24 protein-coding genes and 2 pseudogenes are annotated in these 26594 nt (G+C 69.9%); 14 read left to right on the top strand and 12 right to left on the bottom strand.

The genetic code is table 11. The features are described 5' to 3' along the window. The first annotated feature begins 66 nt into the window (after window positions 1-66). The gene (locus RF650_RS07905) at window positions 67-1038 is read left to right on the top strand and encodes an NAD(P)/FAD-dependent oxidoreductase (protein ID WP_368814586.1); all 972 of its coding nucleotides are present in this window, start codon (window positions 67-69) and stop codon (window positions 1036-1038) included. A 124-nt stretch (window positions 1039-1162) separates the two neighbouring features. Further along, complete coding sequence (locus RF650_RS07900) at window positions 1163-1606, top strand: heavy metal-responsive transcriptional regulator (protein WP_131333706.1); 444 nt, start codon at window positions 1163-1165, stop codon at window positions 1604-1606. On the opposite strand, the gene RF650_RS07895 is transcribed toward RF650_RS07900, so the two are convergent. Beyond that, complete coding sequence (locus tag RF650_RS07895) at window positions 1588-1914, bottom strand: hypothetical protein (protein WP_207387853.1); 327 nt, start codon at window positions 1912-1914, stop codon at window positions 1588-1590. The genes RF650_RS07900 and RF650_RS07895 overlap by 19 nt on opposite strands. A gap of 211 nt (window positions 1915-2125) precedes the next feature. On the opposite strand from RF650_RS07895, the gene RF650_RS07890 reads away from it, so the two are divergent. From RF650_RS07890 to RF650_RS07870, 5 genes are all read left to right on the top strand, one after another. Next, on the top strand, window positions 2126-2353 hold the full coding sequence (locus tag RF650_RS07890) for a heavy-metal-associated domain-containing protein (protein WP_368814680.1): 228 nt from the start codon (window positions 2126-2128) through the stop codon (window positions 2351-2353). Continuing rightward, a complete protein-coding gene (locus RF650_RS07885; RefSeq protein WP_368814585.1) occupies window positions 2353-4791 on the top strand; it encodes a heavy metal translocating P-type ATPase in 2439 nt (812 codons plus the stop codon). The genes RF650_RS07890 and RF650_RS07885 overlap by 1 nt, the downstream gene beginning before the upstream one ends. A gap of 76 nt (window positions 4792-4867) precedes the next feature. Continuing rightward, window positions 4868-5203, top strand: a complete 336-nt coding sequence (locus RF650_RS07880) for a co-chaperone YbbN (RefSeq protein WP_145007141.1) — start codon at window positions 4868-4870, stop codon at window positions 5201-5203. A 117-nt stretch (window positions 5204-5320) separates the two neighbouring features. Further along, window positions 5321-6559: an MFS transporter gene (locus tag RF650_RS07875; RefSeq protein ID WP_207387852.1), complete on the top strand. Its 1239-nt coding sequence runs from the start codon at window positions 5321-5323 to the stop codon at window positions 6557-6559. A 70-nt stretch (window positions 6560-6629) separates the two neighbouring features. Further along, window positions 6630-7265: a vitamin K epoxide reductase family protein gene (locus RF650_RS07870; RefSeq protein WP_131333701.1), complete on the top strand. Its 636-nt coding sequence runs from the start codon at window positions 6630-6632 to the stop codon at window positions 7263-7265. Window positions 7266-7492: 227 nt separating this feature from the next. Here RF650_RS07870 and RF650_RS07865 read toward each other — a convergent pair. The 4 genes and pseudogenes from RF650_RS07865 to RF650_RS07850 all read right to left on the bottom strand — a co-directional run. Continuing rightward, window positions 7493-7678, bottom strand: a pseudogene (locus tag RF650_RS07865) (transposase family protein); the annotation flags it as partial. A 215-nt stretch (window positions 7679-7893) separates the two neighbouring features. After that, window positions 7894-9063, bottom strand: a complete 1170-nt coding sequence (locus RF650_RS07860) for a DUF4097 family beta strand repeat-containing protein (RefSeq protein ID WP_368814584.1) — start codon at window positions 9061-9063, stop codon at window positions 7894-7896. 8 nt (window positions 9064-9071) lie between these two features. After that, window positions 9072-9728, bottom strand: a complete 657-nt coding sequence (locus tag RF650_RS07855; protein WP_035964377.1) for a response regulator transcription factor — start codon at window positions 9726-9728, stop codon at window positions 9072-9074. Window position 9729: 1 nt separating this feature from the next. Then, the gene (locus RF650_RS07850; protein WP_368814583.1) at window positions 9730-11394 is read right to left on the bottom strand and encodes a sensor histidine kinase; all 1665 of its coding nucleotides are present in this window, start codon (window positions 11392-11394) and stop codon (window positions 9730-9732) included. Window positions 11395-11667: 273 nt separating this feature from the next. On the opposite strand from RF650_RS07850, the gene RF650_RS07845 reads away from it, so the two are divergent. Further along, complete coding sequence (locus RF650_RS07845; protein WP_368814582.1) at window positions 11668-13008, top strand: acyltransferase; 1341 nt, start codon at window positions 11668-11670, stop codon at window positions 13006-13008. 177 nt (window positions 13009-13185) lie between these two features. Here RF650_RS07845 and RF650_RS07840 read toward each other — a convergent pair whose 3' ends face one another. Then, window positions 13186-15819, bottom strand: a complete 2634-nt coding sequence (locus RF650_RS07840) for an alpha/beta fold hydrolase (protein ID WP_368814581.1) — start codon at window positions 15817-15819, stop codon at window positions 13186-13188. A gap of 146 nt (window positions 15820-15965) precedes the next feature. Between RF650_RS07840 and RF650_RS07835 the strand changes: the two genes are divergently transcribed. The 3 genes and pseudogenes from RF650_RS07835 to RF650_RS07825 form a co-directional block, all read left to right on the top strand. Next, a complete protein-coding gene (locus RF650_RS07835) occupies window positions 15966-16523 on the top strand; it encodes a hypothetical protein (RefSeq protein WP_368814580.1) in 558 nt (185 codons plus the stop codon). Between the two features lie 4 nt (window positions 16524-16527). After that, the gene (locus tag RF650_RS07830; RefSeq protein ID WP_035964387.1) at window positions 16528-16734 is read left to right on the top strand and encodes a hypothetical protein; all 207 of its coding nucleotides are present in this window, start codon (window positions 16528-16530) and stop codon (window positions 16732-16734) included. A gap of 194 nt (window positions 16735-16928) precedes the next feature. Further along, window positions 16929-17175: pseudogene (locus RF650_RS07825) on the top strand (2Fe-2S iron-sulfur cluster-binding protein); the annotation flags it as partial. A gap of 244 nt (window positions 17176-17419) precedes the next feature. Here the strand turns inward: RF650_RS07825 and RF650_RS07820 are convergent. The 3 genes from RF650_RS07820 to RF650_RS07810 form a co-directional block, all read right to left on the bottom strand. Continuing rightward, window positions 17420-17932, bottom strand: a complete 513-nt coding sequence (locus tag RF650_RS07820; protein ID WP_368814579.1) for a nucleoside deaminase — start codon at window positions 17930-17932, stop codon at window positions 17420-17422. Window positions 17933-18354: 422 nt separating this feature from the next. Then, the gene (locus RF650_RS07815; protein WP_368814578.1) at window positions 18355-20082 is read right to left on the bottom strand and encodes a thiamine pyrophosphate-binding protein; all 1728 of its coding nucleotides are present in this window, start codon (window positions 20080-20082) and stop codon (window positions 18355-18357) included. Then, on the bottom strand, window positions 20079-21524 hold the full coding sequence (locus RF650_RS07810) for a sodium:solute symporter (protein WP_131333693.1): 1446 nt from the start codon (window positions 21522-21524) through the stop codon (window positions 20079-20081). The genes RF650_RS07815 and RF650_RS07810 overlap by 4 nt, the downstream gene beginning before the upstream one ends. 215 nt (window positions 21525-21739) lie before the next feature. On the opposite strand from RF650_RS07810, the gene speB reads away from it, so the two are divergent. Beyond that, window positions 21740-22774, top strand: a complete 1035-nt coding sequence (gene speB, locus RF650_RS07805; protein WP_098055286.1) for an agmatinase — start codon at window positions 21740-21742, stop codon at window positions 22772-22774. Then, the gene (locus tag RF650_RS07800; protein ID WP_131333692.1) at window positions 22774-23958 is read left to right on the top strand and encodes a PLP-dependent aminotransferase family protein; all 1185 of its coding nucleotides are present in this window, start codon (window positions 22774-22776) and stop codon (window positions 23956-23958) included. Before speB ends, RF650_RS07800 begins: the two co-directional genes overlap by 1 nt. Here RF650_RS07800 and RF650_RS07795 read toward each other — a convergent pair. After that, window positions 23924-24676 (bottom strand): CoA transferase, encoded by a 753-nt coding sequence (locus RF650_RS07795; protein ID WP_368814577.1) that lies wholly within the window; start codon window positions 24674-24676, stop codon window positions 23924-23926. The two genes, RF650_RS07800 and RF650_RS07795, sit on opposite strands and share 35 nt — an antisense overlap. Continuing rightward, on the bottom strand, window positions 24664-25455 hold the full coding sequence (locus tag RF650_RS07790) for a hypothetical protein (RefSeq protein ID WP_368814576.1): 792 nt from the start codon (window positions 25453-25455) through the stop codon (window positions 24664-24666). Before RF650_RS07790 ends, RF650_RS07795 begins: the two co-directional genes overlap by 13 nt. A gap of 17 nt (window positions 25456-25472) precedes the next feature. Between RF650_RS07790 and RF650_RS07785 the strand changes: the two genes are divergently transcribed. Beyond that, the gene (locus RF650_RS07785; RefSeq protein ID WP_085108500.1) at window positions 25473-25946 is read left to right on the top strand and encodes a MarR family winged helix-turn-helix transcriptional regulator; all 474 of its coding nucleotides are present in this window, start codon (window positions 25473-25475) and stop codon (window positions 25944-25946) included. 6 nt (window positions 25947-25952) lie between these two features. Here the strand turns inward: RF650_RS07785 and RF650_RS07780 are convergent, their stop codons facing one another. Continuing rightward, a complete protein-coding gene (locus tag RF650_RS07780) occupies window positions 25953-26567 on the bottom strand; it encodes a malonic semialdehyde reductase (RefSeq protein ID WP_064846850.1) in 615 nt (204 codons plus the stop codon). Window positions 26568-26594: the final 27 nt, after the last annotated feature.

Genomic DNA, 26594 nt, shown 5'->3' with positions numbered 1-26594 from the left:
TGGTTGACCTTCCTTCTGCTGGAACGTTGAGAATCGACGGGTTGCCCCACGACCCGTAGAGGACCGATGAGCACTTCTCTTCCTGCTGACGTTGATGCCCTGATCATCGGTGGCGGCGCCGCCGGACTGTCGGCTGCCACCTGGCTGGGTCGGTATCAGCGCCGCACCTTGGTGGTGGATGCCGGCCAGTACCGCAACCGGTTCACGGACCAGGTGCACGGCCTGCTGGGCCGGGACCCGATCAGCCCCAGTGCACTGCTGGCCCAGGCCCGCGCCGACCTGGTCCAGTACCCACAGGTGAGCGTCCACGAGGCCAGGGTCAGCACCCTGGAACGCACCGGCGAGGGCCGGTTTTTGGCCACGATCGACGGCGCCCAGGTCACCGTCGGACGGGTGGTGCTGGCCACCGGGGTCCGCGACGAGGTGCCGCAGATCTCCGGGATCGATGCGCACTACGGGACCGATGTGCATCACTGCCCGGCCTGCGACGGGTACACCGCCCGCGGAGCCACCGTGATCGTCCTGGGATCCGGGGAGCACGTGCCCGCCTACGCCGCCGAATTGCTGGAGTGGGCCGGGGCCGTGTGCATCGTCACCGACACCACCGACCGGGCCTTTGACGAGGCCCAGCGCGCCACGCTGGCCGAGCACGGGATCGGCGTCGTGGACGGGGTGGCCCAGGCTCTGGTCGGGGCCCCGGGGGCCCTGGATGGGCTGTGCTTGGAGGACGGGACCGTGGTGGAGGTGCAGAAGGTGTTCTTCTCCTACGCCCACCACCCCACCAACGGCCTCGCTGCCCAGCTGGGGTGCGAGCTTGATGACCACGGGCAGATCGCTGTGGATGGCTTTCAGCTCACCAGTGTCGACGGCGTCTACGCCGCCGGGGACATCACCCCTGGGATGCAACTGGTCTCGGTGGCCATCGCCGAAGGCGCGGTCGCCGGGGTGGCGTGTGCGACCTCGATGCGCGGGCATCGCACCACCGAGCACGGGCCCTCCCCGGCTCCTCCGACGCGACGGTTCACCCCGCACCGGTGAATCCGGTGCCACCGGCTCCAGCGGGACACGGGAATCCAGGGCTGCGTTCCACAGCCTTCGCTGGCGCCCCGGGGGAAGGATCTGAACCTTCCCGCCAGCTGTAACATTTTCCGTAGGAGGACCCATGAAGATCGGCGAACTGGCTCAGCTGTCCGGCGTCTCCACCAAGACGATCCGCTACTACGAGTCCATCGGGGTGTTGCCCGAACCGGCCCGGACCACCTCGGGGTACCGGGACTATGAGCAGTCCTTCGTCGACCGCCTCACGTTCATCCGCAGCGCCCAGCGGCTGGGGGTGAGCCTGGAGGAGATCCGGCAGATCCTGGCCATCCGTGAGCGCAACGAGGCCCCGTGCGGCTATGTGCGCGGCGTCCTGGAATCCCAGCTGGAAGGGATCGGGCAACGCATCCATGAGCTTCAGGTGTTGCGCGAGCACCTGGTGCAGATCGTCTCGGAGGCCGACCAGCTTCCCGCACCCCAGGAGGGGTGCACGTGCCAGCTGATCGAGCACGACCGGCACACAACCGGATCGGCCTCCGAGGCAATGGTTCAGGCCGAGACCACCTGACGGCAGGCCTCGGCGGCCGCCCGGCAAGCCTGGGCGCATTCGCTCATGCCGGTGCGGTCGCACTCTGCGGCGCACCGGTCACAGGCCTCGGCGCACACCCGGCACAGTTCCGGCGCCAGTTCGCTGCCGCGGGCCAGCAACGGGATGCAGGCGGCGCACAACTGGGCGCAGTCCGAGCACAGCGAGATGCACCGGGCCAGGTCCTTGTCCCCTTGCTCGGCGCACCCCTGAGCGCAGGCGCTGCACAACGCCAGACAGTCGCTGAGGGCGGCGATGACCTGCTTGATCTGATCCTCGATCATGGGCATGGCATGGACCTTTCACTGGTGTGGAGTCGGACCTCTTCAGCCTTGACCTTCCCGCCGCGAGAAGGTCAACCCCTTCCGCGGGCCTGACGTCCGACACCCCTTGACTTTCCAGTCGAGTGGAAGGTTTAGCGTGAGGGCACGGCCCGTTCCCTGCGAAAGGGCAGGGGCGGCCCGAACCGATTCGTCCCAACGCAAGGTGAAGGTGAGCATCATGGCCACGACGGTGACATTGCAGGTCGAAGGCATGGACTGCGCCAACTGCGAGCAGCGGCTGGGCACGGCCCTGCGGCGCCTGGAGGGCGTCAGCGAGGCAACCGCCGATTACCGCAGCGGTGAAGTCGTGGTGCGCTTCGATCCGGCGGTGACCACCCAGCAGGCGGTGGCCGAGCGGGTGGAAACGGCCGGTTACACCGTGGCCGGCACCACCCCCTCGTCCTGATGGTCACCCAGACCGCTGCCCAGGACACCCAGCTGTGGGCCGAAGAACCCAGCCACCTGGAAGGCCACGCCCGGATCCGGGCCCGCATCGCCGGGCTGCACTGCTCCTTGTGCACCGGCACGATCGAAAAGGCCCTGGGCCGGATGGCCGGGGTCGAGCAGGTCGCCGTGAGCCTGACCCACGAGCAGGCGTTGATCGACTACGACCCGGCGGTGATCGTCCCGCAGCAGATCCTGGGCACACTGCGCGATATCGGCTACGACCTCTACGACCCGCGTAAGCTGCGCCCGTTCGAGGAGGAGGAAGCCGATCTGATCCGGGAGGGTCAGCGCCTGCTCGCCGCGGTGGCCGCCAGCCTCACTGCCATCGCGCTGATCCTGGAGGTCTCCGGGATCTGGTCCGTGCTGGTCCCGGCCTCCGTGGTGGCGCTGATGGTTCCGGTCGCCTACGCGATCCTGCTGCCGGCCGGGAAGATCCGGGCGGGACTGGGGGCCCTGGCCCTCATCACCCCGGGTGCGTTGGCGTGGGCCGGGCGGGAGGCCGGGCTCATCTCCGGCACCGCCGCCGGGTGGGCCACCGGGGTCCTGGCGGTGGCGGTGGTCTTCGGGGTGGCCCCGCACATTCTGCGCATGGCCGTCCAGGCGGCCCGCCGGAGAATCCTCAACCAGCACGTGCTGCTGGAGATCGGGGCCTTCGCCGGCATCGCCGGTGGGATCATCGGGTTGACCGGGGTCTTCGAGGACTACCCGACCGCCCCGTTCTTCGCCGTGACCGTGCTGGTGGCCAACTACCACATCTTCTCCGAGTGGCTGTCCCTGCTGGTGAAGACCCGTTCCAGCCAGGCGGTGCGCAAACTGCTGGAGCTGCAACCGGACACCGCCCGGGTCATCCGCAACGGCCGGGAAGAGGAGATCCCGCTGGAGCAGGTGGCCACCGGGGACCGGGTGCGCATCCGCCCGGGGGAGCGGGTGCCCGTGGACGGGCGGGTCCTGGAGGGCCACTCCACGGTGGACCTGTCCCTGGTCACCGGGGAACCGGTGCCCACTGAACGCACCACCGGCGACGAGGTGATCGGCGGGTCCATCAACGGCGCCGGATCCCTGCTGGTGGAGGTCACCCGCACCGGGGCCGAGAGCTTCCTGGCCCAGGTGGTGCGCCACGTCGAGGACGCTAGGGCCCTGAAACCCGGGATCCTGCACCTGGTCGACAAGGTCCTGCGCGTCTACACCCCCACCGTGCTCATCGTCGCCGCCACCGCCCTGACCGGGTGGCTGGCCGGCTCCTGGGCCGTGACCGGGGAGCCGGAGGTACGCCGGGCCGTGTTCGCCGGCATCGGGGTGCTGGTGATGGGCTACCCCTGCGCGGTGGGAATCGCCGCCCCGCTGGCGATCGTGCGTGCGGCCGGGGAGGCCGCCGACCGTGGGATCATCATGCGCACCGGGGAGGCGTTCCAGACCTTCGGGCAGGTCCGCACCATCGTGCTGGACAAGACCGGCACCCTCACCCAAGGACGCCCGGCCGTCCACGAGATCGAAGCGGTCGACGACCCCGCGCGGCTGCTGGCTCTGGCCGCCGCCGCCGAGCACCCCTCCGAGCACCCCCTGGCCCGGGCGGTGGTGACCGCCGCCGAGCAACGCCACCTCACCATCCCCGCGGCCCAGGATTTCCGCACCGTGACCGGGTTCGGCGTCACCGCCCACGTCGAAGGCCACGAGGTGCTGGTGGGCCGACCCGAGTTCCTGCGCCAGCGCGGGATCGGCCTCGACCGGCTGGCCGGGTCCATCGAGGCCCTGGAAGGGATCGGGCGCACCGTGGTCGCCGTGGCCGTCGACCAGCAGCTGTCCGGGGTGATCGCCCTGGGTGACGAGATCCGCCCCGAGGCCATCGAAGCGGTCGCAGCCCTGCGCCAGGCCGGGATCCGTCCCGTGCTGGCCACCGGTGACAACCACCGGGCCGCCGCCCATGTGGCCGCCGAGGTCGGCATCGAGGAGGTGCGGGCCGGGATCCTGCCCGAGGACAAGGCGGCGCTGGTGCGCCAGCTCCAGACCGGAGGCACCCGGGTGGCCATGGTCGGGGACGGGATCAACGACGCCCCGGCCCTAATGCAGGCCGACGTCGGCATCGCCATGGGCGGGGGCACCGACATCGCCGTGGAATCGGCCGATGTGGTCATCGTCCGCGACGACCTCACCGCCATCCTCGAGGCCCGCGACACCAGCCGCTCCAGCTACCGACGCACCCGGCAGAACGTCGCCCTGGCCTTCGTGTTCAACGGCATCGGCATCCCCGCGGCCACCACCGGGCTGGTCTACCCGGTGTGGGCGATGGTGGCCATGGCCCTGTCCGTGACCACCATCTTCATCAACAGCCTCGGCGGGCGTCCGTCACTGCTGTTCGAAGCCATCGGCAGCGTCGGACGCACCCACCACGAGGACTAGGCGCCTCTGACCGCGCGGTGCCGCCACCGGCGGGAGCACTGAGTGGTCAGGAGCGACCGTCCGGGAAGGAAATCCCATGAGCGAGTTCCCGATCCTGCGCCACCACCAGCTCGAGGCGGCCCTGGCCCGCCCTGGACTGGTGTTGCTGGACTTCTGGCAAGGCTCCTGCGCCCCCTGCCGGGCACTGGAACCGCGCCTGAACCGCTTCGTGCAACGCCACCCCGATGCCTTCACCGGCTACCGCATCGACATCGACGTGGATCTGCCCACCGCTGAGAGGTTCGGCGTCCAGTCCATCCCCACGATCCTCCTGCTGCGGCAGGGCCGCGAAATCGATCGCCTCGACGGCCTGATCCACGACGCGGACCTGGAAGAGGCGCTCACCCGCGCCCAACCGTCAGCACAGAATTAAAGCCCGGTCGCCGGGAACCCCCACCTGTGGCGTCCCGGAAGTGCGCTACCGACAGCAACAGCCCGCGACGTGAGGCACTGCCCCCCGATCCGATAGATGCTTCGACGAAGAGGAGACATGGCCCCACGGACCTCCGTCCCCGCCCTGCTCACACAGCGCCCGTACCGGATGCTGTGGACCGCCCGCACCATCTCCCAATGGGGGGACGCCTTCAACACGGTGGCCCTGGTCCTGCTGGTCTACTCCCTGACCGGCTCGGGACTGGGGGTCTCCGGGGTCGTGATCGCCGAGATCCTCCCCGTCCTGCTGCTGGCGCCCCTGGCCGGGTCCCTGGTGGACCGATTGCCGCGGGTCCAGGTGATGATCGCCGCCGATCTGCTCCGCGCCGGTCTGGCCTTCGCCCTGCCCTTCGTGGACAGCCACGTCGTCCCCGTCTATCTCATCGCCATCGGACTGTCGGCCGGAGCCGTCTTCTTCAACCCCGCGGCGCAATCGGTGCTGCCGGCACTGGTCAAAGAGCGAGAGCTGGTGGCCGCCAACAGCGGGCTGTGGACCGCCGCCGTGCTCTCCCAGATCGTGCTGGCCCCCCTGGCCGGGATCGTGGTCGCCGCCTTCGGCTATGACTGGGCGTTCTGGATCAACGCCGCCAGCTACCTCGTCTCGGCTGCGGCCCTGCTGAGGCTGCAGGTTCCCGCTCACCCGGCCCGCACGGAGCGTTCCTCGTGGTACCGGGATGCTCGTGAAGGGCTCTCCGAGCTCGGCTCCCACCGTCTGCTGCGCGCCCTGGCCATCACCCAGTTCCTGGCCGCCCTCTCCGCCGGGGCCACCGGGGCGCTACTGGTCGTGCTGGCAAAAGACCACCTGGGCCTCAAAGACAGCGACTATGGCCTGCTCCTGGGAGCGATCGGCGTCGGCGCGGCCGTCGGCCCGTTGATCCTGTCCAAGATCACCGACAACCCCCGCCGCCCCGGCTACGTCCTGGGCCCGTTCGTGCTCCGCGGACTGGTCGATGCCGTTCTGGCGAGCATCACCGGGCTGGCCTCGGCCATGGCCACCCTCCTCGTCTACGGGCTGGGAACCTCGACCGGGGCCGTCACCTTCAACTCCTTGCTCCAGGCCGAAGTGCCCGAAAAGCTGCGCGGGCGCATCTTCGCCACCTTCGACATGCTCTGGCAGTCCGGACGACTCATCTCCCTGCTGCTCGGAGGCATCGCCGCGGACCTGTTCGGCATCCGTGCCGTCTTCTACCTCGGCGGGGCACTTCTGCTGATCGCCGCGTGGATCGGCTGGCGGGGGTTGCGACAAGTGGCTCCCCACCAACCCTCCCCGTCCTCCAAACCGAGCACAACCCTCTAAAACGTGGCGGCCATCTCGGCCCTCGACATCCTTCCTGCGCCGTAGCGGCGCCTGCATCAGAAACGGCACCATGACTCAGACCGAAACTCACCAGCCCACCCCCTCGGAGACCGAGGCGGATCTCCCCGCCTTTGCCCGGCACCGCCCCTTCGCCCTGATCCTGCTGGTGGCCGGGGTGATCGGGTGGGTCGCCTCGGCGATCCTGGTGCTCGAACGCCTTCAGCTCTACCGCGACCCCAACCACGTCACCAGCTGTGACATCAACCCGTGGGTGTCCTGCGGGCAGGTGATGGGCACCTGGCAGTCGGAGCTGTTCGGCTTCCCCAACCCGCTGATCGGCATCGTGGGCTTCGCCGTGGTCATCACCACCGCCATGGCGCTGCTGTCCGGGGCGAGGTTCGGGCGCTGGTACTGGGTAGGCCTGCAGGCCGGGGTCACTGCCGGGGCGGTGTTCGCGATCTGGTTGTGGTCCCAGGCGCTGTTCTCCATCTACATCCTGTGCCTGTACTGCATGATCGTGTGGGCGGCGATGATCCCGCTGACCATCCTGCTCACCGTGCGCAACCTGGTCCACGGCGTCATCCCCGCCCCCGTGGGTTTGGTGCGCTTCGCCGCCGAGTGGGCCTGGACGCTGGTGGCCATCACCTACGTGGCGGTGGCCGCCTCGGTGTTCTTCCGCTTCTTCACCGCTTTCACCGGCCTCTGACCCACCCCGGCCCCGGCACTCCTCTCATGGATGCCGGGGCCAATGCCCGCGGAGTGCAGAGGACCTCCAGATCTCGCTGCGACCTCCCGCTTTACATATGGCCGGTTATCGGACCCGAGGCGGGAGCCTTTGAAGGGGGTGTGCACCCCGATCCCAGCCCCTTGGTAACCCTTGTCGGCTAAAGTCGGCTAACCCTTGGCGGCGATCGGGTACGGGGCGCCCCAGCAGTGGGCCCGGGCTGCGGTGATGTCGTGGGCGGAGCCGGGTTCTACTGGGGAGGTCCACAGCGGGAAGCCGTTGGGGTCGGCGATGACTTGGACATTATCGCCGAATCTCTTGTGCTTGCCCGAGTACCAGGCGTGATTACCGGCCTCCGTCCGTTTGGCGACCCGATCGGTGGGAATCAACGTGCCCCCCCTCAAGCGTCACCTAGGGCAGATGATCGTCCTGTGCCTTGGCCAGAGCCTCGTGCAGCTCGGCAGCCTGGGTGGCCGCCTTCACCCAGTAGGACGTAACCAACCACTACCGCGCCGGCGCGTGGAAACGCCCATGAAAAACCCCGCGCCCACCTGGTCAGCGGTGACGCGGGGTGCCCACTCCCGGACCCGTACGCCCGGGAGTGGGAGTCTCAGTTCCCGTCGGCGGGGGACGGTGTGGCGGATGCCGTGGCCGCATCCGTTGCACGGTCAATGGGCTGTTTCGACTCCGCAGCCCGCTCGGAAGACCGAGGCGCCTCCCCGTACTCGCGGGCCACTTCGTCCCACCCCTGGCTCCACTCCCGCATGTAGGAGTAGTCATTGACGCCCACCGGCGTACCCGACACGAACAAGCACGGCCGGCCCTCGGGGGCTGCGGCGCACACCGTGTCCGCGCTGACCTCGGACGGCCGCGCGGCGTCGTCGCCCGTAGAGTCCCGAGAGGTGGGCGCACCCGAGGAACGAGCCCCACCCGGCCGATCGTTGGACCCCGGCGTCGTGGTCACGGGGTGCCGCGGGTCCGCGACGTCGCGCTGGCTGTCCTGCGGGTACCAGTAGTCGGCGGCGGGCATCGAGATCCCATAGACCCCGCTGGTCGCGGTGACCGAGGTGCGCTGAGGAGCCGTGCCCCGCACGTTCACGAGCGCCCCGCCCTGGTTGGTATGCGCGTCCAACCGGTTCTTCACGCTGACCCCGTCCAGGAGCACCTGACCCGTGGTGGCGTGGGCGTCGAACACAGCGGCCTCCACGTCTGTGGCGCTGATGGACCCCAGATCGGTCCTCGTCCGCACGTCCCGGTACGTGCCGTTCACGTGCACCGCTCCCGTGCCGCTCTTGAGGTCGAGCGAGGTGCGCGGGCCGTCCTGAGGAACGGTGATACTGACGCTCTGCACGCCGGAACCCCATTGAGAGGGCCGGCCGGGCACATCCAGCTGCAGCACGCCGTCGCGAACGGACGGGATGACGCCGCGCTCGGACAAGGACCATCCGGATTCGTGCCACTGCACTTGGACACGATCAGCGGCCGGGCTCGTGTTCACGCTGACCATGCCCGAGGGGGCGTCGATCCGGATCCGTTCCACGTCCGACGACGCCGTCCACGAACCGTCCCGCTCCTGTGTCATGGCCACCGCGGTGGCGGTTCCGGCCCCGCCGAGCAGCAGGGCGAGGGCACCCACACCGCCCACCACGGCGGTCGCGGTGTTCCAGGCGCGGCGCTCACCGCGCCCCACGGGACGGTCGTTCCGAGGATCAGGCAGGTCCCGGGGGTCGGCTGCGTTGTGAGGATCGGGCGTGGGATGCGAGGGATTCTGATTGCTCATGAGATGTCCTAAAGAGAGTGGTCCGAGTAGCCCAGGTACTTGAGAACGGCCAGAACCCTGCGGTTGCCGGTCTCGGAGGTGACGCCCAACTTGGCGAAGATCGAGCCGATGTGTTTCTCCACGGCCGATTCGGTGAGGTAGAGGTTCGTGGCAATGGATGCGTTGGACAGCCCCTGCGCCATGAGCGACAGGACCTCACGTTCGCGCGGTGACAGCAGTTCCATGTCCTCCCGGCGCCGCGAGCGCACCAGGATCTGGGTGAGCACCTCCGGGTCCAGCACGGTCCCGCCCGAGCCCACGGTCTGCACGGATTCCAGGAACTGGTCCACGTCCGCCACGCGGTCCTTGAGCAGGTAGCCCAGCCCCTCCCGGCGGGACGCGATGAGCTCGGACGCGTAGCGCTCCTCCACGTACTGGGACAGCACCAGCACGGCCACGCCGGGGTGGCTCGAGCGGATGAGCACCGCGGCGCGGATCCCCTCGTCGGTGAAGGTGGGTGGCAGTCGCACGTCCACGAGCGCGAAGTCCGGCCGGTGTTCCTCCACGGCCCGCACGAGTCCCTCGGCGGTATCCGTCTCGGCCACGATCTCGTGCCCCGCGTCCGTGAGCAGGCGGACCAGTCCGGCGCGCAGCAGCACGGCGTCCTCGGCGATCACGATGCGCATCTCAGTTCCCCCGTCCGTGCTGCCCGGCGGACGACGACGCCGCTCCGCCCGTTCCCGCCCCCGCCGCACCGTGCGCGGTAGGACCGGTTCCGGGCGCGGTGTGGACCCCGTCGGCGTGGCCGGGGTGAGGGGGGTATGCGGTGCCGGACGCGCGCGGGGCGCTGTGCGTCGTCGTCGGAGGGACACCCGTGAGGGGCAGCTCCACGATGACCTCGGTGGGCCCGCCTGCGGGCGAGTTCACGAAGAACCTGCCCCCGGCCGAGCGGATCCGGTCCTGGATCCCGGAGAGCCCGCCCCCGGGGACCACACGGGCGCCGCCGCGGCCGAAGTCGCGCACACCGGCGACCACGATGTTCGTGCCCGGTGCGGCGCCGTCCTGGATGGACACTGCGACGTCCGCAGAGCGCGCCCCCGAGTACTTGATCGCGTTGCTGAGGCTCTCGGAGACCGCGAAGTAGATGGCCGCCTCCGTGCGCGGCTGCAACCGGGGGACGTTCACGGAGACGTCCACGGGGAAGGGTGCCTGGGCGGCGACGGCGGACAGAGCGGCGTCGAGCCCCCGATCCTCCAGCACGGCGGGGTGGAACCCGCGGGCGAGCCGGCGCAGCTCGGTGATCGCGGCCTTGGTGGTGCCGTGCGCCTCCGCCACGAGCTCCTTGGCCGCGGCGGGATCCGTGTCGATGCGTGAACCGGCCATCGAGAGGTTCATGGCGACCGAGACCAACTGGGGCTGGACGCCGTCGTGCAGATCGCGTTCGATGCGCGAGCGCTCGGTCTCCGCACCGCGTACCGCGGACTCCTTGGCGGCGGTCTCGTACTCGGCGAGGCGCTGCAGCTCGTCCGCTTCACGGCGCAGTCGCGCGGCCTCGCTCAGCCGCAACAGCCCAGCGGACAGACCGCGGTGAGCCAAGGTGAGCAGCACCGCGAGCGTGATGCTCAGCAGCACGCCCGCGACACCCAGCATCGGGAGCGTCCAGCGCGGGGTGCTCTGCAGTGCGGGCCACAGCACCGAGGATTCGGGGGCGAACCACGGCGCGAAGGTCAGCACGAGGGCCGCGCTACCCACCACGAAGGGCAACAGCATGAGCCAGCCCAGCGCGCACGTGAGCGCCACGTGGAGCATGCCGAGCCACAGGGACCCGTCGCTCGCGTCCAGCCACCACTGGTGCGGGACCCGCACCCAGTCGGTATGCGGGCTGCGGCGGCGCTGGGGGTCCCGGATGTCCAGGCCGAACGACGAAGCCGAACGCCTGCGTTCCAGCCACACCGCCCCCATCATCACGTACACGGTCGCGGCGAGGATCAACACGCCCAGGCCCAGCGCCGGAACGGTTGCGGCTCCCACCGCGAGGAACGTGAGGATCACGACGAGCAGCACGGTGTTGAGCACCGAGTCCACCACGAGGTCCAGGGTCCCGAAGAACAGGGTCTTGAGGGAGAAGGTCCGCCACTCGCGGGGAGCGATGTGCGGCCCTTCCGGTGCCGGGCGTGCCACGGAGGCGGCCCGCGGGGGTTCCGGGTGCCCGGGAGGCGGCAGGGTCCGGGTGGTCTCAGCGTCTGCGGGTGAGGAACCGGCCGAGGGCATCGGCCGGGTGCGTTCGATGTCCGAGGAGATGGGCTCTGTGGCGTCCCACGGTGGCGTGGGATTCGAGGCTGTGGTGCTCATGGCCTCCACGCTACGGACACCCCCGTGGATCCAGCGCCAGAGCTGGCCACCGAGTCGGGGTGGGGTTTTCCGCACCCCCGGGTTGCGGGATGTGGTCTGCGGGGCGCCTGCTACGTGGTGCGGGGTGCGTGCTGCGGGGTGCGGCGTCCGCTCCACGAGCGCGCGTCTCGTGAGGCGCCAGGTGCGTCCCATCCGGGTGCCGCGGCGGCGCGGATGATCCACATGTGCGCGCCCGCCCGGGGTTCCGTGTTCGCGCGCCCTACAGTGTGTGCCATGAACGACGACGTCCGCGCCCTCGGGCGGCCCACTGCCGTTTCCGTCCCCGCGGGGGACTTCGAACGCGACCCCGCCGTGGACGTCGCCCGCGTGGGGTGCGTGATCACCGTGGTGTGCAGTCACATCCTCATGGTCACCCTCACGGCGGATCCCGCCACCGGGGAGATCCGCTCTGTCCTGGTCCCGACCCAGCAGCCCTGGTACTGGTGGGCCACGTGGCTCCTGCAGATCATGCCCCTGTTCTTCGTGGTGGGTGGGACGGCCACGGCGGGGGCGTGGCGGCGTCGTCGGGCCCGGGGAATGGCGCGGGGCGAGTACGTGCGGGAACGCACGCTGCGGCTGATCCAACCCGCGGCGGTGCTGTGGTGTGTGCTCACCCTCGGTGCGGGGATCGCGGTGGTGGCGGGAGCCGGGATCGAACTCGTGACGTTCGCGCTGTCCGGTGTGGGGATGGCGTTGTGGTTCCTGGCGGCCTACCTCGTCTGCCAGGGATTGGCACCGCTGTTCGTGGACCTGCACGAACGCATGGGGTGGGTGTGGTGCTGGTTCCTGTTCTCGTGTGCGGTGGTCGTGGACCTGCTGCGCCTGACCACCGGCTGGCAGTGGTGGGGGCTGCTCAACATGGTGTTCGTGTGGCCGCTCATCCAGCAGTTCGGCTTCTTCCGGGCGGACGGGTGGTTCGGGGCGCGGCGTCGACCGGTGCTCGTGGCGCTTGCCGCGGGATGCTACACCGTGTCCGGGGTGTGCGTGGCCTCCGGGTCCTACGCCCCGGACATGCTCACCAACCTCAATCCGCCCACCGTGTGCATGGTGCTGCTGGGCTTCGCTCAGGCGTGTCTGCTGGAGGTGTTCTCCCCGCTGCTGCGGCGGGCCATGCACTCCCGGGTGGTCCGCGCGGTGGTGTATGTGGTGGGCACTCGTGCGTTGACCATCTACCTGTGGCACCTGCCCGTGGTGGTGGCGGTCATGGCGGTGTGGTTCTTCGCCGTGGGCTACGACCCCGTCCCCGGTTCCGCCGCCTGGTGGTGGCTGCGGATCCCTTTGACCGTCCTGTGTTGGGCGGTGGTGCTCGTGGTGGCCACGGTATTGCGGCGGCTCGAATCCTCATCCACGGCACCGTGGGGCGCCCGCCCCATCCGGTTCTCCAATGCCGCCGTGGTCGTGGCACTCGTGTGTGCCGTGGTGCCGCCGTTGTGGGAGATCGTCACACTGCTCACGGTGCCGTTGACGGTGGCCGGCGCCGTGGGAGCGGTGGCCGCGGTGGTGCTGCTGCGCAGTGGCCGCGTCCCCTCGCGGGCCGAGCGGGCCGAGACAGCGCCCACTTCCCAGGCCCGCTGAGGCCACACGGCTTTAGCGCTGGACACTGTGAGGCACGCTGAGGCCACGCGGCGAATTGTGGGCACGCGGAGGCCACATGGGGTGGAGTGAAGTGGCTTCCACGCGACCAGAAATTACGCCATGGCCTCGGAGTGCCTGAGAGTTACGCCTCGGCGCGGGAGCCCCGCCGGAAGAGGCTCACCCCTCCCGCGGATCCCCCAGGTGGTCGATGACCAGTTCGAACAACCGCGGGACCACCATGGGGTGCACCTGGTGGCCCATCCCGGGGATCCGGACGAAGCGCGCATGGGGGATGACCTCGGCCGTGGCGGGGCCGCCGTCCGGGCGCACGATCTTGTCCTTGTCCCCGTGGATCACCAGCGTGGGGGCGGTGATCCGGGACAGCACCTCCGTGCGGTCCCCGGATGAGCGGATCGCCCCGATCTGACGGCGCATCGCCTCAGCCTCACCTCGCGGATCCAGGCTGCGGTCCCAGTGGGTTGCGGCGAGTTGACGTTCGTACGCCACGTCCACGGGGAACCCCGGACCGGCCAGGTGGTGGGACATGACCAATCGCCCCCGGATGTACATGTCCCGGGTCTTCGCCCCGGGGAACATGAGCAACGCCGCGGTGGAGGTCGCGGCCGTCCCCACGGACGGATCGCCCGTGGTGGAGCACAGGGAAATGAGTCGCCGCACCAGCTCGGGGTGGTGGCCCGCCAACGACTGGGCGATCATCCCACCGAGTGAGAACCCCATGACATCCGCTCGCTCGACCCCCAGCGCCCGCAGGGTGTCCGCGACGTCCTCGGACATGTCCTCCACGGAGTACTGCCCCTCCGGCAGGGGCCCGCGCAGCAACCGGCGGGCCGAAGGGGACGTGGAGGTCACCCGGAAGGAACGGCCCACGTCCCGGTTGTCCAGGCGGATCACCCGGTACCCGCGATCCGCGAGGGCATGGACGAAGGACACGGGCCACGTGGCCAGGTCGAACGCGAGCCCGGTGATCAACACGAGCGGCGCCCCGTCGGACGGCCCGTCCAGGCGCACGCAGATGAAGCGGTCATCATCCAACTGCACCGTGCGTTCCTCACCGCTCTCACCGGGGCCCGTGAGCAGGGCGGGCAGCTGCTCGGGAACGGGAGCGGCGGCGTCGTCGAACCGCAGGAATCGATCCACGACCGGCTTACGCAACAACTGACGCCGGTCATCGAAGTAGTTCATGGCCATCCGCCACGGCGCCGTGCCCCCCTGGCGGGGCAGCTGGTCGAGGGAGCGTTGGACGTAGCCGGCGTCGAAGTCCAGCAACGGGCGCGTGCGCAGACCCTCGGGTGCGACCGGGCGCACGGACGCCGCGCCCACGGAATCCGTGTGCGCGATCAACCGGGACAGCCAGTCCACCACGAGTCCGATCTTCAGCGTCCACGACCCGTTCGTGTACCCAATCGCGAAGGCCAGGTTGGGCACGTCGCTCAGCATGGCGCCGCGGTAGGCGATCCGCTCGGGGAGGTTCACGGGTCGCCCGTCCACGCTCAAGCGCGCGCCGCCGAACATGAGCAGGTCGAAGCCCGTGGCGCTCACGACGACGTCCGCCGCCACCCGCCGCCCGTCCGTCAGGACGAGGCCGTCCGCGTCGAAACGGTCGATGCCCGCGGTCACGATATGGGCGTTGGGTTCGTGCAACGCGGCGAAGAAATCCCCGTTGGGCGCCACGCACAGCCGTTGGTCCCACGGGTCGTACGGCGGGGTGAAGTGCCCCCGGACGGAGACGTCCGCAGGGAGGCGACGGCGGTTCACGGCCGCGATTCCCGCCCGCACCACGCGCGGCGCGGCCTTGCTCGCCACCCACAGTGCTCTCTGCCCCGCGGCCATGAGCGGGCGCAGCACTCGCGCCGCCCGTGCCCTGCCGAGCGCCATGAACAGCACCTTCTCGGCCACGCCGGGGGAGGGTAGGGGCAGGATGTACGACGGCGTCCGCTGCACCATCGTGGTCTCGGCACCCCGCGTGACGAGCTCGGGCAGCAGGGTCACCGCGGTGGCCCCGCTGCCGATCACGGCGACCTTCTTGCCCCGGACGTCCAGGTCCTCGGGCCAGAACTGGGGATGCACGAGCTGGCCCCTGAACCCCTCGACCCCCGCGAAGTCCGGGATGTGGGGACGGTCGTAGTCGTAGTACCCGGTGGCCACGAACACCCACGTGGCGGTGATCGGCTGGGTCTCGCCGGTGCCGATGGGTTCGGGCCGCGCGGCGCCGTCGACCGCGGCGTGGGCGGATCGATCGGAAGTTGCGGGGCGTTCGGCGTTGCCCGACACGGTGTCATTACGGGGGCGGCGACTGGACGGTGCGGCGTCGTCAGGCTGCGGGCCATCAGCCGAGTGCCCGGGTGCGCCGCCGCCGACGTCGCTCGGAGCCACCCCCGCGCGGGGTTCGGGTGGCGCGGTGCGCTCGACCGTCACGGTCCAGTGGCTGGTCCCGGAGGACCAATCCGCGGCGGTGACGCGCCGGTGGTAGTGGATGAGCTTGTCAACCCCGGAGGCGCGAGCGGTGTCGCGGATGTAGTCCAGGATCGCGGAGCCCTTCGCGATGGGGTTCTGTCGGGTCCACGGGCGGAAGTCGTAGCCGTAGGTGTAGAGGTCCGAGTCGGAGCGGACCCCCGGGTAGCGGAAGAGATCCCACGTGCCACCGGAGTTCCCGCGGGACTCGAGCACCGTGATGCTCTTGCCGGGATGTTCGTGGCGGAGTTTGCAGGCCGCCCCGATCCCGCTGAGGCCGGCCCCGATGATCAGGATGTCGGTGTGCTCGGGCAGCGCTGCGCCGGCGTGCTCGCTCATGGATTCATCGTATGGTCCTCGCGGGCACCGCACGCGCTACCCCGGGAAAGTGGCCGGATGGCCATTGTCCGTGGACCATGGGGTTCCTAGGCTGGGGTCCACATCATCGCCCACGCGAAAGAATCGACATGGATGCCGTAGGTGGGATGGTCCGCAGGACAGCGGGAATCACGCTCCTTGCCCTGCTGTTCCTCGCCCTGTTCGTGACGAATTCCTTCGCGTCGGAGCCGGTGTCCACGACGAGTGCGCAACCGGTGACCACGACAACGGCGGAATCGATGGGGATATCCGCATCCGAATACGCCCGGATCGTGCGAGCAGCCAACGCCGCGGGCATCAGCGAGACGCAGGTCGCCGCGGACATCGACTACGCGACCCAGACCACGACACCCCACCGTTTCCCCGGGGTGGTGAGCATGAGCGCCTCGGCCCAGGTCAACGGCTGTTCGAACCCCGTGCCCGGCCATGGCTACCAAAACGCGCTGTTCAACGCCGACTGCAACGCGCACGACGTGTGCTACTTGGCCGAGGGTGACGCTGGCCGCTCCCGCGCGCAATGCGACAGCGAATTCCGCAATGCCATGAATGCCACCTGCACACGCACCTACGTGAGCGCGGGCATCGAACACAAACGCTGCATCGGCACCGCCAGTTATTACTACTGGATGGTCAGGGCATTCGGCGCACCCTATTTCAAGGGATAGGACCATGAAGAAATTCAAGGGAGAAATCATCCTCGCCGTCAGTGGCGCAGTCTTGATTCTGTGTGCCTGGGTGTCCTACGTGAGCGCTTCCTGGTTCCCGGAGGCCACCCTGTCGTCCCCGGCCATCCCCTTCTTCCTGCTGATCCTGGCCGGCACCGTGTTCGTGTTGTGCGCCGCCAGCGGGATCGGAAAGCTCATCAACAAGGACTGAGGGCGGACCCCGCGCCTTGCGCCGACATGTGATCTGGGTTTCCTTGAGGGAAGCCTACGGCGGGTCCTGCATCGGACTATCCACCGGGCGAGCAACCAAGAAATGCACTGGTGCGACACCAGGGAGCTCCCGGAACAGCTGAGGATCCACACTCCACGTCGTGACCGGTGGCTTGTCACGAGGACTTCAGTGCCATGAGCGAGATCCAATTGACCATCCACGGTCGGCAATGTGGGTTCAACGACGTCAGCCCCCACACCCGACTGCTCGACTTCCTGCGGAACGCGGACTGACCAGGGCCAAGGAAGGCTGCGCGGAGGGCGAGTGCGGGGCGTGCGCCGTGCTCGTGGCCCGCCCGGACGGCACCGACCGCATCCGGTGGACCTCCCTCAACGCGTGTCTGCCGCCCGCCTGGCGTTCGACGGCCAGGCGGTCGTCACGGAGGTCACCGGAGAGGAACACGCCGCGGATCACGAGCGCGCCCTGGATCACCGGGTCCCGCTGCTGGACGAGTACTACACCGGCTATCGCCAGAGCGTGCGCCGCCCGGACGAGATCATCCGCGCGATACGTTCGGGTGCCAGCCCCGCGGTCTGGCCGATGATGAGGGGGCAGCAACGATCGCGCCGTACATGGTGAGCACGTGTTGTGCTCCGAAAGCGGTGGTGCAGTGGATGGATTCGGGTCAGTACGCGGTGCGGGAGGTGTTGGCCGCCCATGTGTCGAAGGGTGCAGTGCAGTTGTCGATGCCCACGTGGTGCACGGGCAGCAGTTCGTCCCGCTGGGCCCGGGTGGCGGTGAAGAAGTCGTAGAACGCGGCGTCGTCGAAGCCGCCGTCCGCGGCGTCGTGGCGGTCCGCGGCGAAGTACACGGCGTCCAAGCGCGCCCACAGCGAGGACGACAGGCACATGGGGCACGGTTCGCAGCTCGAGTAGAGCACTGCGCCGCTGAGGTCGTACGTGCCCAGGGCTGCGCACGCGGCGCGGATCGCGGAGACCTCGGCGTGGGCGGTGGGATCGTTGTCCGCGGTGACGCGGTTGACCGCCGTGAACTCGCGCCCGTCCTCGGTCACGACGACGGCGCCGAACGGGCCGCCGTCCTCGGAGGCGTTGCGCACGGCCACGTCGATCGCGCTGCGGAGGTGGCGTTGCACGGAGGCGTCGGCCGGGGCCGAGGTGATGTGGGTGGGAGGGGTCATGGTGCTTCCTGTCATGGGTCTTAGATTGCGGTGGTGAGAATCAGGGGGAGTCGCTCTTGTAGACGCGATGGATCTGGCCGGTGTCCGTGAGCTCGCCGCTCTCCACGCGACGGCGCGTCTCCTCCACCACGTGGTCGTCCACGATGGCGATCTCCTAGCTGTACAGCTAGGAGACCTCGGGCCTCGCAACGGCCAGTGGGTGCCCACTCCTGGATCCAACGGATGACTCACGTGATTGCGGTGCGAGCGCTGGATGCGCCTTTGCTTTTACTCCGTCGAAGCAGATTTCTGCCGCCCTGCGTGCATTCGCTCCACGAGAAATGCCCAGGGAGGTGGAAAGGGCAACGTGACGGTCGAGCCGGTGAAGCATGCGCCTCCGTCCGGCCGCACGCCTCACCCGGCCGCGCCCCAGGCGGGCACACTCAGATCTTGAGGTGCACCAAACTCGTCCCCTTGGTCTCCAGCGCCGTGCGCACCGTGTCCGCGAGGATGTCCATGGTCGCGGAGAGGCCAGTGGCGCCGAAGCCCTCGGCCAAGCGCACCCAGTCCGGCTGCACGAGGTCCACACCGAGCGGCTGGATGGAGCGGTCCACCATGTTCTGCCGGATCTCCCCGTAGCCGCCGTTGTCCACGCAGATCACGGGCAGGTCCAGGCCCAGTTCAACCGCGGTCATCAGTTCCTGGATGGAGAACATCAGGGCGCCGTCCCCCACGAGGCACACCACCGGGCGCTCGGGCGCGGCCAGCTTGGCGCCGATCGCCGCGGGCAGGCCGTAACCCAGCGTCGCGTACGTCCCCATGTAGAGCAGGGAGTGAGGAACGGGTGCGCGGAAGAACGTGGTGGATCCCATGTAGGTCACCTGGGACGAGTCGCCCGCCAGGATCGTGTCGTCCGGGACCACGTTCATGATGATCTCGTTGAGCGCCGCGAGCTCGGGGGCCCACGTGCGGCCCTCCTCGTCCATCGCATCGAAGACCTCGCGCAGGTCTGGTGCCCTCCGCGCGGAGGGCGCGACGTCGCCCGCCGCATCCGAGCCGACGACGTCACCCGAGCCGGCGGCGTGGCCGGGCCCCCCGGCGTCGGCCCGCGCCCGCAGACCCGCGAGCAACTGGGGGACCACCGCGGCGGAGTTGCCCGGGACCTCGACGTCCGGGGTGAGGTTGCACAGCATCTGGTCGCGCATGATGTCCACGCGCACGACGGGCCCCTGCGGGGTGATGTCGCCGCCCCACAGCTCGGCCTCGCCCACCTTGGAGCCGATCACGAGCAGGGCGTCCCGCGAGCGCAGGAACTCGTGGGCCGTGCTCAGCCGCAGGTCCGCGCCCAGGGAGAGCCGGTGTTTTTCGGGGATCGCTCCCTTGCCGTTGGTCGTGGTGATCACGGGTGCCTCGAGCAGTTCGGCCAGCTCGAGCAGGTGCTCCCCGGCGGCCAGGGAACCACCGCCGGCCAGGATGACCGGGCGCTCACTCGCGGCGAGCGCCTCGACGGCCGCGGCGACGTCGGCCTCCGGTGCCGGCGCGGGCTCGCCCAGGGGGCGGGGTGCGGTCGCGGACTCGGGGACGTCCGCGGGGGCCTCGAGGATGTCCAGGGGGATCTCGATGTGGATGGGCCGCGGCCGGGAGTGTGCGAAGTCGCGCATGGCGTCGTGGATCATGGTCACGGCCTCGGCGGCGGAGGTCACGCGCCGGGACACGCCCACGATCGCATTGACCGCGGCGGACGGGTTCTTGGTCTCGTGCAGCGAGCCGATGTCCCGGAAGTCGTGTCCCACGGGCCGCCCCGGGGAGAGCAGGATCATGGGCCGGGACTCGGCGTACGCGGTGGCCGCGCCGGACAGCGAGTTGAGCAGGCCGGGTCCGGAGGTCGTGATGACCACGCCGGGCAGCCCGCGCACCTGGGACCAACCGTCCGCGCCGTAGGACGCGCCCTGTTCGTGGCGCGTGGTGATCGGGCGGATCCCCAGCTCGCGCAGCGGCCGGTAGAACTCGAGCGAGTGCGTGCCCGGGATGCCGAAGACCGTGTCGATCCCGTAGCCGCGCAGCGTCTCCAGGACAGCGCGGGCCGTGGTGCGCTCGGGGTGCGACGACGCCGCCCCCGCCGGGTTCTCGAACCCCCCGGGGGCGGCGGTGACCGTGTTCTCGTTGCTCATGCCTTGGACTCCTGAATCCGTCGGTTCCATTCCTGACTGACGTCGGACGGGGTGGGCCTGCTCATGAGTGACACCGCCACGAACACCACTGCGGAGGCGATCAGCCCCATGTAGATGGGTGCGTTGGCGAGCACCCCGAAGACCATCATGCCCGCCACTGTGGCGACGACCCCCACCCCCATGGACCACATGGCGCCGGCCGCGGTGGCGCGCGGCCACAGCAGCCCACCCAGGATCGCGACGAGCAGTCCGCCCACCAACAGGTCGTAGGCGATGGTCAGGGCCACCACGGTGGAGCTGACCAGCATGGACATCACGGTGATGAGCAGGCCCACGACCACCACGTAGACGCGGTCCTTGAGGACGGAGGCGTCCTCGGAGCGGGAGCGGGCGACGTCTGCGTCGGACGCCCCGAACAGGCCGCGCAGCGTGGGGACCACGTCCACGCGCGCCACGGTGGCCGCGGCGATCGTGGCCCCGGAGGCGGTGGACATCATGGCCGCGACGCCCGCGGCGAGCACCACACCACCCAGGCCCACGGGGACGTGCTGCTGGGCCATGGTCGCGAAGGCCTCGTCCGGCATCTCGAGGGTGGGAAGAACGGCGGCCGCAGCGGTGCCGATCAGGGCGCCAGCCACGCCGTACAGGGCCACATACCCGGCGGAGATCACCCCGCCCCAGCGGGCGACCCCGGGGGAGCGGGCGGTGAACACGCGCTGCCAGATGTCCTGGCCGATCAGCATGCCGAATCCGTAGATCACGAACTGCGTGATGATCCCCTGCAGACCCATGACGCCCAGGTCGAAGAAGGAGGAGTCCAGCCGCTCACGGATCCCGGACCACCCACCCCCGGCGGCCAGCGAGAACGGCAGGAGGATCGCGAAGATCCCCACGGTCATGAACACGAACTGCATGAGGTCCGTGAGGGTGATGGACCACATGCCACCGAGCACCGAGTATGCGATCACCACGGCGCCACCCAGGAGGATGGCCCACGGCCGGGAGATCGGGAACAGGACGGAGAAGATCGCCGCGTACGCCGCGGTGGAGGTCACCGCGATCATGATCGTGTACGCGAGCATCACGAAGGAGGACGCCGTGGCCCCGCCCTTGGCGCCGTAGCGCAACTGCAGCATCTGGGAGACGGTGAAGACCTTGAGCGACTGGATGCGCGCGGCGAAGAACAGACTCAGGACCCCCAGGCCCACGGCGATCGCCACCACGAGCCACATCCCGGAGATCCCGTACTGGTACCCGAGACCCACACCGCCCACGGTGGAGGCGCCGCCCAGGACCACGGCGGCCATCGTGGAGGTGTACAACCCCGTTCCCAGCCGGCGCCCGGCCACCCGGTAATCGGTGGCGGTGCGGGCGCGGCGTGCCGCCCACAGCCCGATCACCACCATGGCGATCAGGTACAGCACGATGACCAGGACGTTCACGGGGGGTCTCCTCGACAGAACTCGGGGTGTCCGCGCGCGCGATCGGATGCGCTCGTGGGCGGGGTGGTTGGCACTAGGGTTCTATGCACCAGGTCACAAAAAGTATCACCGCGGTGGTGGTTCACGCCGCCGCGGGTGCCGTGTTCGTGGGAACCATGCCCCGAGAACCGCGGTGCACGTCCCCGGGTGATCCCCGGGAGGTAAGGAGTTCAGCAGTGGAACCGGAACGCGTCGTCGAAACCAATGCAGCGGGTGAGCAACGGGTGGGCCCCGTCAACGCGGCCCTGACACCGCGGTGGGCTGGGCCGGCCACGTTCGCGCGGTTGCCCCGCACGGATCAGGTGGAGCACACGGACATCGCCGTGGTGGGCGTGCCGTTCGACTCGGGCGTCTCCTACCGTTCCGGTGCGCGCTTCGGTCCGAATCACGTGCGCGAGTCCTCCCGGTTGCTGCGCCCCTACAACCCCGCGCAGAACCACTCGCCGTTCGCCCACCTGCAGGTCGCGGACGCCGGGGACATCGTGGGCAACCCGTTCGACATCCCCGAGGCCATCGCGTCCATCGAGACCGCCGCCAAGGAGCTCATGGGGGAGTCCACCAAGGTCGTGGCGATCGGCGGGGACCACACGATCGCGTTGCCGCTCATGCGCGCCGCCCACTCACGCCACGGCACGATCGCGCTGTTGCACTTCGACGCCCACCTGGACACGTGGGACACCTACTTCGGTGCCGAGTACACCCACGGCACCCCGTTCCGCCGGGCGTTCGAGGAAGGCATCATCGACACGGACGCCGTGATGCACGTGGGCACCCGCGGGCCCCTCTACGGCACCCAAGACCTGGACGACGACGCCCGCTTCGGTTTCGAGATCGTCTCCTCCGCGGACGTCATGCGCTCCGGCGTGGACGCCGTGGTCGCGGCTCTGCGCGAGCGCGTGGGGGACCGCCCGCTGTACGTCTCCCTGGACATCGACGTCCTGGACCCCGCCCACGCACCCGGCACCGGCACGCCCGAGGCCGGTGGCATCACGAGCCGCGAGGTCCTCGAGATCCTGCGCGGTCTGCGCGGGCTGGATGTCGTCGCGTGCGATGTCGTGGAGGTCGCCCCCGCCTACGACCACGCCGAACTGACCGGGATCGCCGCGGCCCACGTGGTCTACGAGCTGATCTCGCTCATCAGCCTGGGCGCCGGCGCGTCCGCGGACGGCCCCGCCTACGGCATGTCGGGTGCCCGTTACGGGGGCCAGTGATGAGCGCGTTCGCGTCCCGCGCGGGGGAGTTCCGGCCCTCCCCGGTGCGCGCGGTGTTCGAGACGGCCATGGACCCCTCGGTGGTGTCCCTGGCCGGGGGCAACCCGGATCTGTCCGTGCTGCCGGGCGGGACCGTGGGGGATCTGGCCGCGCAGCTGATCCGTGAGCGCGCCGGTGAGATCCTGCAGTACGGTTCCGGCGCGGGGACCGCGGGCCTGCGCGAACTGGGCGTGCGGCTCATGGCGCGGGGCGGGTCCACGGTCACGGAGACGGACGTCCTGCCGACCACCGGGTCCCAGGCCGGGTTGGACCTCGTGACCAAGCTGTTCTGCGATCCCGGGGACGTGATCCTGGCCGAGGGCCCCACCTACGTGGGTGCGCTGGGCGTGTTCGGCGCGTACGAGGTGGACGTGCGTCACGTCCCGGTGGACGAGCACGGCATGGACCCGAGCGCAGTCGCCGACGCGTTGGACGACGCCGCGGCGCAGGGTGAGCGCGTCCCGTTCGTGTACGTGATCCCCAGTTTCCAGAACCCCACGGGCGTGACCATGCCGGTGGAGCGGCGGCGCGAACTGGTGCGAGTGTGCGCCGAGCGGGACGTGATGATCATCGAGGACGATCCCTACGCGCTGCTGTCCTTCGACCGCGCGCAGCCCCTGGCCTCGATGCACGGGATGGACCCGGAGCACGTGATCCACCTGGGCAGCTTCTCCAAGATCTTCGCCCCGGGGCTGCGGATCGGCTGGATCGCGGCACCCCCGGAGGTCAGGGGCCGGTTGCAGATCGCCGCGGAGTCCGTGGTGATCCACCCGTCCAACCTGGCACAGTCCCTCGTCACGGCGTGGGTGGGTTCCGAGCACTGGGAGCCCGCGCTCGACGACGCTGTGACGCTGTATCGCGAGCGCTGGGAAGCCATGGACGCGGCGTTGACCGAGTTCATGCCGTCCTCGGCGCGGTGGACCACGCCCACGGGCGGGTTCTTCACGTGGGTCACGGCGGACGAGTTGGCAGGCAAGGACGTCCTCGCGGAGGCGATCGCCCATGGGGTGGTGCTGGTACCGGGCTCAGCGTGTTACATGGACGGCCGGGACTCGGACGCGGTGCGGCTCGCGTTCTCCGGTGTTGCTCCCGCGCGGATCCGGGAGGGCGTCAAGCGGTTCGCGCAGGTGCTGCGGGACCTCTGACGCCGTCGTGCTCGCACCGCGGTGCTTCCGCCGGAGGCCGAGCGCCGTCGACGCGGACCGGTGACGGGACGTACTCGAGCATCCCGTGGTCGGTGGGCGCGGTCAGGGTCGCGGGGGAGAGATGGGCGTCCTGCGCGGCCCGGAGAGTGCGCGCATCCAACAGGGCCCGCGCGGTGCGTTCGAGGGACACCCGTGCGTGGCCCGCGGTCCCCGTTGCGAGCAGCGCGCAGGCCGCGGCGGCCATGCCGTAGCCCGCGGTGTGGTCCAGGGCCTGGACCGGTAGGGCCCCGGGGCGCCACCTCCCGTGCTCGTCCCGCGCACCGTAGTGATGGGCGATCCCCGTGGCGGCCTGGACGATGCTGTCGAATCCACGCTGTCCGCCCCGGGTGCCGGAAGGTTCCCACGCGCTGAGTTCCACGTGGACCAGGTGAGGGAAGCGGTCGCGGATGCTCGCGGCGTCGAGACCGAGATCGGTCAGGGAGCCGGGCCGGTACCCCGTGAGCAGGACGTCCGCGGCGTCCAGGGCGTCGGCCAGATCCCCCGCCCGCGCGGAATCCGCCAGATCCCACGACACGCAGCGCACCCCCGCATCGGTGTCCAGGTGCCGGCCGAGCAGTTCGGGCAGGGCAGGCGGGTCGATGCGCAGCACGTCCGCGCCCAGGGCCGCCAGGAACTTGGTGGCCGTGGGGCCCGCGATCACCCGGGTCAGGGAGACCACGCGTACGCCCGCCAGGGGAGTGAGCGACGCCGTCCCCGCGGTGCCGCGAACGGACCCTTCGCGGAACTGGACGGACAGCCTGCGGAATCGGACGAACGGGTCGACGCGCTGGAACCGGCACGGTCGAACACTCGGACGGGGATGTCCGCCGGGGTGAGCTCGAGCCACGGCCCCGGCTCGGACGCCGCATCTACGCGCCATTCCTGTTCCGTGGCCACGCGAGCGGCAATGCCGCCCTCGGCGACGATCCGGGACTCGGCCTGCTCCCCGGTGAGCTGGGCGAGGGCGGGTGCGAGGGCGTCGTCGTGCGTGATGTCCAGGGCGCGGAACAAACGCTCGCGGTGGTGCGGGTAATTGGCGTGCGTGCGCAGCCAGCCGTCCGACACGGGGAAGAAACCGGAACACGGGGCGAAGCCGGGCAGGGACTGCCCGTCGAGGCGGAGGTGGGAGACCGAGCCGAACGCCGCGATGACCTCCGGCAGCCGCGCCGTGATGACGCTGTCCCGATGGCCCATGGTGCGGGCGAGTTGCTGGGCGCCCGCCACTGCCAGCCCCACCCCCGAAACCGCCAGCCGCTGGACGTCCAACGGCCCGGACCAGTACCGACCACTACCGTGCACCACGGTCGCCGCGTGCTCACTCGCGCGCGGGAGCAGCCCGTCGAGGGCCGAAAGGATCTCCTGCATGCCGCTGCCTCCCGGGGCCGGAACCGTGGGCCACGATTCAAGCACACGGGCGCGCTCCGCGGGGTTCACGGGGGAGGAGGCCGTACCGCGCATGCTTAGGATTGTGAGTCATGGACTCCTCGCACGCTCCGGCCGCCGACGACCGCCGAGCCCGCATGCTGCGCAGCGCCGCGCGACTGCGTGCGGTGCTGCGCCAAGGGGTGTACTTCCTACGCAGCATGGAGGGGGCGCGGGAGCTCACGAGTCAGCAGATCAGCTTGTTGACCATGCTCAAACCGGGCGGTGCCCGCATGACGAGCATCGCCTCGAACCTCGGGGTGCGCACACCCACAGCCACGCAGAGCGTGGACCGGCTGAGCAAGGCCGGACTCGTGCAACGCGATCCGGACCCCACCGATGCGCGGGCCGTCCTGGTGTCGCTGACCCCGCAGGGGGAAGAGGTGCTCGCGCGTGAGGATCAGCACCGCAGTGAACGGGTCGCGGATGTGCTGTACGAATTGAGTGCCGAGGAACTCGACCTCCTGGACGCCGCACTGCCGGTGTTGGCCAAGCTCGCGCGGGCCCAGGAGTCGAGCGGGGACTGACCCGGGTCAGAGGGTCTCGGTGACGTCGTCCTCGGGGAAGCGGGGGCCGCGCTCGTAGGCGGGGGCCACGGGGTGCCCCAGGTTCACGACCACGATCGAGCGCTTGCCCGTCCCGGCGAAGAACTCCCGGTCCACGGCCTCGGCGTCGAAACCGGTCATGGGCCCGGCGGCCAGACCCACGGCGCGGGCGGCCACGATGAAGTAGCCCACCTGGATGTGGGAGTTGGCCTTGCCGCTGGTCAGGCGCAGGTCCTCGTTCTCGTCGTACATGCCCTGCAGGTGCGGGGCGGCGGGGAGGAACTGGGGGAAGCGCTGGTGCCAGTTCTCGTCGTAGGACAGGATCGCCGTCAGCGGCGCCTGGCGGGTCTTCTCCTGGTTGCCGCCGCTCATGTGCTGCACCAGGCGCTCACGGGCCTCGGGGGTCTCCACCCAGGTGATGCGCAGGGGCTGCGAGTTGAACGCCGTGGGGCCCATCTTGGTGAGGTCGTAGATCGCCCGCTTCTCATCCTCGGTCACCGGCTCCTCGGTGAAGTGGCTCGCGGTGCGGGCGTCGATGAACAGGCGCTCGGCGTCCTCGGAGGAGATGGCGAGGGGCAGTTCCTCGGTGGTCACGGTCGTCATGGGGGTCCTTCCATCAGGCGGGTGGAC

The sequence above is a fragment of the Kocuria sp. CPCC 205297 genome, assembly GCF_040981035.1.
GTDB lineage: Bacteria > Actinomycetota > Actinomycetes > Actinomycetales > Micrococcaceae > Kocuria > Kocuria marina.
This window is presented reverse-complemented; position numbering and strand designations above follow the sequence as displayed.